Origin of the sequence: Oceanisphaera sediminis, from assembly GCF_039539745.1 — a bacterium.
Taxonomy (GTDB): Bacteria; Pseudomonadota; Gammaproteobacteria; order Enterobacterales; family Aeromonadaceae; genus Oceanimonas; species Oceanimonas sediminis.
This window is the reverse complement of sequence record NZ_BAABDS010000009.1, coordinates 78,991-85,233: the sequence shown is the minus strand read 5'-3', so window position 1 is coordinate 85,233 and position 6,243 is coordinate 78,991. Positions and strand designations below refer to the sequence as shown.

7 protein-coding genes are annotated in these 6,243 nt (G+C 59.8%); 4 read left to right on the top strand and 3 right to left on the bottom strand.

The genetic code is table 11. The annotated features are described in order from the left end of the window. Nucleotides 1-228 precede the first annotated feature (228 nt). The 4 genes from ABD827_RS03810 to ABD827_RS03795 all read left to right on the top strand — a co-directional run bounded on the left by ABD827_RS03810 (nucleotide 229) and on the right by ABD827_RS03795 (nucleotide 2,542). Nucleotides 229-1,092 (top strand): NAD(P)-dependent oxidoreductase, encoded by an 864-nt coding sequence (locus tag ABD827_RS03810; RefSeq protein WP_344962486.1) that lies wholly within the window; start codon nucleotides 229-231, stop codon nucleotides 1,090-1,092. A gap of 287 nt (nucleotides 1,093-1,379) precedes the next feature. Beyond that, nucleotides 1,380-1,652: a nucleoid-associated protein HU-alpha gene (gene hupA / locus ABD827_RS03805; protein WP_204796192.1), complete on the top strand. Its 273-nt coding sequence runs from the start codon at nucleotides 1,380-1,382 to the stop codon at nucleotides 1,650-1,652. A gap of 105 nt (nucleotides 1,653-1,757) precedes the next feature. Beyond that, the gene (locus ABD827_RS03800) at nucleotides 1,758-2,189 is read left to right on the top strand and encodes a hypothetical protein (protein WP_344962482.1); all 432 of its coding nucleotides are present in this window, start codon (nucleotides 1,758-1,760) and stop codon (nucleotides 2,187-2,189) included. After that, complete coding sequence (locus ABD827_RS03795) at nucleotides 2,186-2,542, top strand: sirohydrochlorin chelatase (RefSeq protein ID WP_344962480.1); 357 nt, start codon at nucleotides 2,186-2,188, stop codon at nucleotides 2,540-2,542. The genes ABD827_RS03800 and ABD827_RS03795 overlap by 4 nt, the downstream gene beginning before the upstream one ends. A 45-nt stretch (nucleotides 2,543-2,587) precedes the next feature. Here ABD827_RS03795 and ABD827_RS03790 read toward each other — a convergent pair whose 3' ends face one another. From ABD827_RS03790 to purH, 3 genes are all read right to left on the bottom strand, one after another. Continuing rightward, nucleotides 2,588-2,956, bottom strand: a complete 369-nt coding sequence (locus ABD827_RS03790; protein WP_344962478.1) for a COG4315 family predicted lipoprotein — start codon at nucleotides 2,954-2,956, stop codon at nucleotides 2,588-2,590. 185 nt (nucleotides 2,957-3,141) lie between these two features. Beyond that, nucleotides 3,142-4,428 (bottom strand): phosphoribosylamine--glycine ligase, encoded by a 1,287-nt coding sequence (gene purD, locus ABD827_RS03785; protein ID WP_344962476.1) that lies wholly within the window; start codon nucleotides 4,426-4,428, stop codon nucleotides 3,142-3,144. Between the two features lie 203 nt (nucleotides 4,429-4,631). After that, the gene (gene purH / locus ABD827_RS03780) at nucleotides 4,632-6,215 is read right to left on the bottom strand and encodes a bifunctional phosphoribosylaminoimidazolecarboxamide formyltransferase/IMP cyclohydrolase (RefSeq protein ID WP_344962474.1); all 1,584 of its coding nucleotides are present in this window, start codon (nucleotides 6,213-6,215) and stop codon (nucleotides 4,632-4,634) included. Nucleotides 6,216-6,243: the final 28 nt, after the last annotated feature.

Sequence of the window (6,243 nt, the reverse complement as noted above, 5' to 3'; positions counted from 1 at the left end):
ACTTGCTCTCGCCGGGTGTTTCGGCATGACCTATAAAAACTGGGGAGCCCTCAGCGCCTTCGCGGGAATGACAACAGAACCATGTCTGTTATGCAGCATGACTTATCAAGCGTTATGGAAGGAAAGTGCTTTAGCCTGAGTGTGACTTTATTGGAAAGGCTGCGTTATGCTTTCGGCCATTATTGATGGCTATATAGATATTGGTTAACAAGACTGGGAGTAAAGATAATGAAACTGGCATTTATCGGGCTGGGCGTGATGGGCTTTCCCATGGCGGGGCATCTGCAGCAGGCCGGGCACCAGGTGTGCGTTTATAACCGCAATGCAGACAAGGCGGCCGACTGGGTGTCCCGTCATGGCGGCACCAGCGGCGCGACACCGGCAGAAGCCGCCAAGGGTGCCGACATGGTAATGCTGTGCGTCGGCAACGACGACGACGTGCGTGCCGTGGTGTATGGCGATGACGGCGTGCTGACCGGCATCAAGGCGGGGGCGCTGTTGGTGGATCACACTACTACCTCGGCCATGCTGGCCGAAGAGCTGGCGGTGGCGGCCAGTGAAGCCGGTGCCCGCTTCATCGATGCGCCGGTGTCCGGTGGCCAGCTGGGCGCAGAAAACGGCGCGCTGACGGTCATGGTGGGCGGCGCCGAGGCGGATGTAGCCGACGCCTCGCCGGTGCTGGCGGCCTATGGCAAAAAAGTGACCCGACTGGGCCCGGTGGGTGCCGGTCAGCGCTGCAAGATGGTGAACCAGATTTGCGTGATTGGCGCGGTGCAGGGCATTGCCGAAGGCTTGATGATCGCCAAAAAGGCCGGGCTGGACATTCCTACCCTGATCGACGTGCTGGCCGGTGGTGCCGCCCAGAGCTGGCAGTTGCAGAACCGGGCCCAGACCATGGCCGAAGGCAAGTTCGATTTCGGTTTTGCCGCCCAGTGGATGCACAAGGATCTGGGCATCTGTCTGGACGAGGCCGAGCAGCAGGGATTGACGCTGCCGCTGACCGAACATGTGCATCAGGTATATGAAAAACTGCTGGCCGATGGTCATGGTCGCTGCGATTCCACCGTGGTGATCAAGGATCTTGAGTCCTGAATTCGAGCAATCGATGAGGGCCGGCGGCGGTATTTTGCAGCAGCATCCTCCGTGTTTTGTGCCGAATACCGGTGAGCACTCTGGTAGTCACGAAAGGGGTCGGCTATGCTGTTGTCGTTTGTCGCCGCAGGCCACAGGCACTTTTCCTTGCGGTAATGTGATGTTTTCCGCAGTTTCTGAACAAAACAACGGCACTTGATATTTGGCCTCAAGACAAAGGCTTTGCTTGAGCCTGAAATTTGAATAGAGTGGGCAACCGCTTAATGCCAAGTGAGAAAGGATCCCCTATGAACAAGACTCAGCTTGTCGATGCAATTGCCGCCAAGGCAGATTTGAGCAAGGCTCAGGCCAAGGCAGCACTGGAAGAAGTACTGAACGGTATCACCCAAAGTCTGAAAGAAGGCGATCCGGTGCAATTGGTTGGTTTTGGTACTTTCAAGGTAAACCATCGCGCAGCTCGTACCGGTCGTAACCCCCAGACCGGCAACGAAATCCAGATTGCCGCGGCCAATGTGCCCGCTTTCGTAGCCGGCAAGGCGCTGAAAGACGCCATCAAGTAACGGCTTCCAAACCCGGCTTTCGCCGGGTTTTTTTATTCTCCGCTTGCTCCTCTTGTCCTTCGATTGTTATAACTGAAGCGAGTCTGTTCCCGCTCAAGGGAGGCTATGATGGAAGTGAACGCGATTCGACAGGTGGCAACGCCATGGGCCGGTGCCCGAGGCTTGACCAAGGGTCTGATGCTGACCGAACTGTATCAGAATGTGTGGAATGGCCAACTGGTGCTGTCGATGGGCATGCCCACCGACATCGACACCCCGCCTCAGGTTATCTACCAGCTGAGATTTGATCATCTGTTTGGCTATCGAGTGCTCGAAGGCGCCGATGTGCTGGATTTTATGGACGATGACGAAACTGACAGCGACAGTCAGATCCAGTTGATTACCCCCTCTCGTTTTCTGACCTGGTTTCACCAGCAGAGTCAGGGTACGCATCTGGATGAAGATATTCAGCATTATCGCATTGCGAGCTGGGATTATTGTGTGGACGTACTGGCGGCTCAGGCGCCGCGGGTACAGCGAAAAGCAGGAGTAACATGAAGGGATTTATTCTGGTTGCCCACGGCAGCCGCCGGGCAGCGGCCAACGAAGAAATTGCGGCGTTTGCCCAAAGTCTGACGGCGACCATGGCCGGGCGCTTCGAGCTGATGACTCATGCGTTCTGGGAGTTGGCCGAGCCTGCTCTGGATCAGGCGATTGACCAGCAGGTAGCCGCCGGTGCCAAAGACATCACCTTGTTCCCGTATTTTCTGGCCGAAGGCCGGCATGTGGTCAATGACCTGCCCTCGGTGGTGGTACAGAAGCGGGAGCAGTATCCCGACGTCAATCTGACTCTGTTGCCCCATCTCGGTGCCCTGCCGGGGTTTGCCGACTGGCTGGGGCAACAGCTTTAATCGATTCCCGAACGAAAAAAGAGCCGCTTAAGCGGCTCTTTTTCTTCAGGGCCTGGCCAGATGCCAGACACCGAACTTGCCATCTCCCGACATATCACCCGCTTGCATGTCTTGTTTCCACAGGTACAGCGGCTGTCCCTTGTAGCTCCACTGCAGGCTGCCATCGGCCCGGGTCACTATGCCGTAGTCGCCGTCGGCCTGATCATCGGCGGTGGCGGCCAGCGGTGGCCAGTTATCGGCACAGCTGTCGTTGCAGTTACTCATTCCGGCCTGGTCTTTATCGAACACATACAGGCTCATGCCGACGTCGTTGGTCAGTATTGCTCCCTCCGGGGTATCGGCCATCTGCACCGGCGCCGCCAGTGCCTGCAGGCTGACGGCCAGGGTTAAACCGATCAGTGCTTGCTTGAACATAGCTCCTCTCCTTGAAGGTTGATTGCCGAATAGATGCGTTACAGAATCGCAACTGGCACCTGATTAGAGAGTAGGCGGTTTTCATGCAAGCTGGTGCCGGCTGCCCTTGTTGCCTGAGCCGGATCGACCAATAAAAAAGAGGCCGGATGGCCTCTTTTTGGTACCTGACGTTCAGCGGGTGACGCTTATTGCTGCTGCTCGCGGGCGATGGCGCGATAGGCGATATCGCTGCGGCAGAATACACCTTGCCACTCAATCTGGCGGGCGGCGACGTAGGCGTTGGCCTGGGCCTCGGTCACGGTATTGCCCAGGGCGGTGGCGCACAGCACCCGGCCGCCGGAGGTAACCAGCTCGCCGTCCTTGAACTTGGTACCGGCGTGAAACACCTTGGCGACATCGGTTTCGGCCGGAATGCCGGTGATGACATCATTCTGACGGTAGTGGCCGGGATAGCCACCGGCGGCCAGCACCACGCCCACGGAGGCGCGGGGGTCGAAGTCGGCGGTCACCGTGTTCAGCTCACCCTTGCAACCGGCCAGGCACAGTGCCACCAGATCGGACTGCAAACGCAGCATGATCGGCTGGGTTTCCGGATCGCCGAAGCGGCAGTTGAACTCGATCACCTTGGGCTGACCGGCCTTGTCGATCATCAGGCCGGCATAGAGGAAGCCCTTGTAAACATGGCCTTCTTCCGCCATGCCACGTACGGTCGGCATGATCACCTGTTCCATGATGCGATCATGGATTTCCTGCGTCACCACCGGGGCCGGGCTGTAGGCGCCCATGCCACCGGTGTTGGGGCCGGTATCACCGTCGCCGACGCGCTTGTGATCCTGGCTGGTGGCCATCGGCAGCACGTGCTCGCCGTCGACCATCACGATGAAAGAGGCTTCTTCACCGTCGAGAAACTCCTCGATCACCACCCGGCTGCCGGCGTCGCCGAAGGCATTGCCGGCCAGCATGTCGCGTACCGCGGCTTCGGCTTCTTCCAGCGTCATGGCCACGATAACGCCCTTGCCGGCGGCCAGGCCGTCGGCCTTGACCACGATGGGGGCGCCTTTCTCGCGCAGGTATGCCAGGGCCGGCTCCACCTGGGTGAAGTTCTGATAGTCGGCGCTGGGAATCTGCTGGCGAGCCAGAAAATCCTTGGTGAAGGCCTTGGAGCCTTCCAGCTGGGCCGCAGCCGCACTGGGGCCGAAAATGGTCATGCCGTCGGTTTCGAAGGCGTCGACCACACCGGCTACCAGCGGGGCCTCGGGGCCGACGATGGTGAGGCCGACCTGTTCTTTTTTGGCGAAGGCCAGCAGATCCTGAATGTCGGTGGCGGAAATGGCCACGTTGGTCAGGCTGGGTTCGAGCTCGGTGCCGGCATTGCCGGGCGCCACGAATACCTGGCTGACGTTGGGAGACTGGGCGGCTTTCCAGGCCAGGGCGTGTTCACGACCGCCACCGCCGATTACCAATACCTTCATGGTCTGTTCCTTAAACTGTTAACGCGAAAACGGGGGAGAGAGCCGAGGGGACGGAAGGGCTCGCCACGCCGACACGCCGTAAACCCATCCCTGGGGGCTCGGACATGCCATCCCTGGCATGTCACGGTCGGCTTAGGCGATTCCCTTCCATCCCCTCTTGCATTCGAGCCGCCTGCCTGGCGGTGAACGCGGTCTCCTGCCTGTTAGTGGCGGAAGTGGCGCATGCCGGTGAAGACCATGGTCATGCCGTGTTCGTCGGCGGCCTGGATCACTTCGTCGTCACGCATGGAGCCACCCGGCTGGATCACACAGCTGATGCCGGCGGCAGCGGCGGCGTCGATGCCGTCACGGAACGGGAAGAAGGCGTCGGACGCCATCACCGAACCTTCTACCTTCAGAGCTTCATCGGCGGCCTTGATGCCGGCGATTTTGGCCGAGTAGACGCGGCTCATCTGACCGGCGCCCACGCCGATGGTCTGGGCACCCTTGGCGTAGACGATGGCGTTGGACTTGACGTACTTGGCCACTTTCCAGCAGAACAGCAGATCCTGCAGCTCTTCCTCGGTGGGCTGGCGCTTGCTGACTACCTTGATATCGGCCAGATCGATCATGCCCTGATCCCGGTCCTGCACCAGAATACCGCCGTTGACGCGCTTGATATCACGGCCCTGGGTCTTGGCGCCCCACTGGCCGCATTCCAGCAGGCGGACGTTTTTCTTGTCGGCCACCACGGCCCGGGCTTCGGCGGAGATGCTGGGCGCGATAATGACTTCTACAAACTGGCGCTCGACAATGGCCTTGGCCGTGGCTTCGTCCAGCTCGCGGTTAAAGGCGATGATGCCACCGAAGGCGGAAGTCGGGTCGGTCTGGTAGGCGCGATCGTAGGCTTCCAGCAGATTATCGCCCAGTGCCACACCACAGGGGTTGGCGTGCTTGACGATCACACAGGCCGGCACGTCGAATTCCTTCACGCATTCCAGGGCGGTATCGGTATCATTGATGTTGTTGAACGACAGCTCTTTGCCCTGCAGCTGGGTGGCGGTGGCAACGGACGCTTCATCGATGTCGTTTTCCACGTAGAAGGCCGCGCTCTGGTGGCTGTTTTCGCCGTAGCGCAGATCCTGCTTCTTGGTGAACTGGTAATTGATGGTGCGCGGGAAGGCGGAGTCTTCGCTGGCAGCATGATAGGCCGGCACCATGGTGCCGAAGTAGTTGGCAATCATGCCATCGTACTGGGCGGTGTGCTCGAAGGCGGCGATAGCCAGATGGAAACGGGTGGCCTGGGTCAGGCTGTTGTTGCCGGCATCCATTTCGCTCAGCAGGCGGTCGTAATCGCCGGCGTTGACCACGATGGCCACGTCGTTGTGGTTCTTGGCGGCGGCGCGCACCATGGTCGGGCCACCGATATCGATGTTTTCGATCGCATCTTCGAGGGTGCAACCGGCCTTGGCCACGGTGTTGGCGAAGGGGTAGAGGTTAACCACCACCATGTCGATGGGCTGGATGGCATGCTCGGCCATGATGGCGTCGTCCTGACCGCGACGGCCGAGAATGCCGCCGTGTACCTTGGGGTGCAGGGTCTTGACCCGGCCGTCCATCATTTCCGGAAAACCGGTATAGTCGGATACTTCGGTGACCGGCAGGCCCTGTTCGGCCAGCAGGCGGGCGGTGCCACCGGTAGACAGCAGTTCTACGCCGCGGGCGTGCAGGCCCTGGGCGAAGGCGACGATGCCGTGTTTGTCGGACACACTCAGCAGAGCACGGCGAATGGGTCGAGCAGTTTCCATGGGTTCTCGTTCCTTTAACGATCAATCG

What these genes read in the sequence shown, in the direction of transcription:
- ABD827_RS03810 (WP_344962486.1), top strand. Translation starts at nt 229, where the DNA reads ATGAAACTGGCATTTATCGGGCTGGGCGTGATGGGCTTTCCCATGGCG.
- hupA (WP_204796192.1), top strand. Translation starts at nt 1,380, where the DNA reads ATGAACAAGACTCAGCTTGTCGATGCAATTGCCGCCAAGGCAGATTTG.
- ABD827_RS03800 (WP_344962482.1), top strand. Translation starts at nt 1,758, where the DNA reads ATGATGGAAGTGAACGCGATTCGACAGGTGGCAACGCCATGGGCCGGT.
- ABD827_RS03795 (WP_344962480.1), top strand. Translation starts at nt 2,186, where the DNA reads ATGAAGGGATTTATTCTGGTTGCCCACGGCAGCCGCCGGGCAGCGGCC.
- ABD827_RS03790 (WP_344962478.1), bottom strand. Translation starts at nt 2,956, where the DNA reads ATGTTCAAGCAAGCACTGATCGGTTTAACCCTGGCCGTCAGCCTGCAG.
- purD (WP_344962476.1), bottom strand. Translation starts at nt 4,428, where the DNA reads ATGAAGGTATTGGTAATCGGCGGTGGCGGTCGTGAACACGCCCTGGCC.
- purH (WP_344962474.1), bottom strand. Translation starts at nt 6,215, where the DNA reads ATGGAAACTGCTCGACCCATTCGCCGTGCTCTGCTGAGTGTGTCCGAC.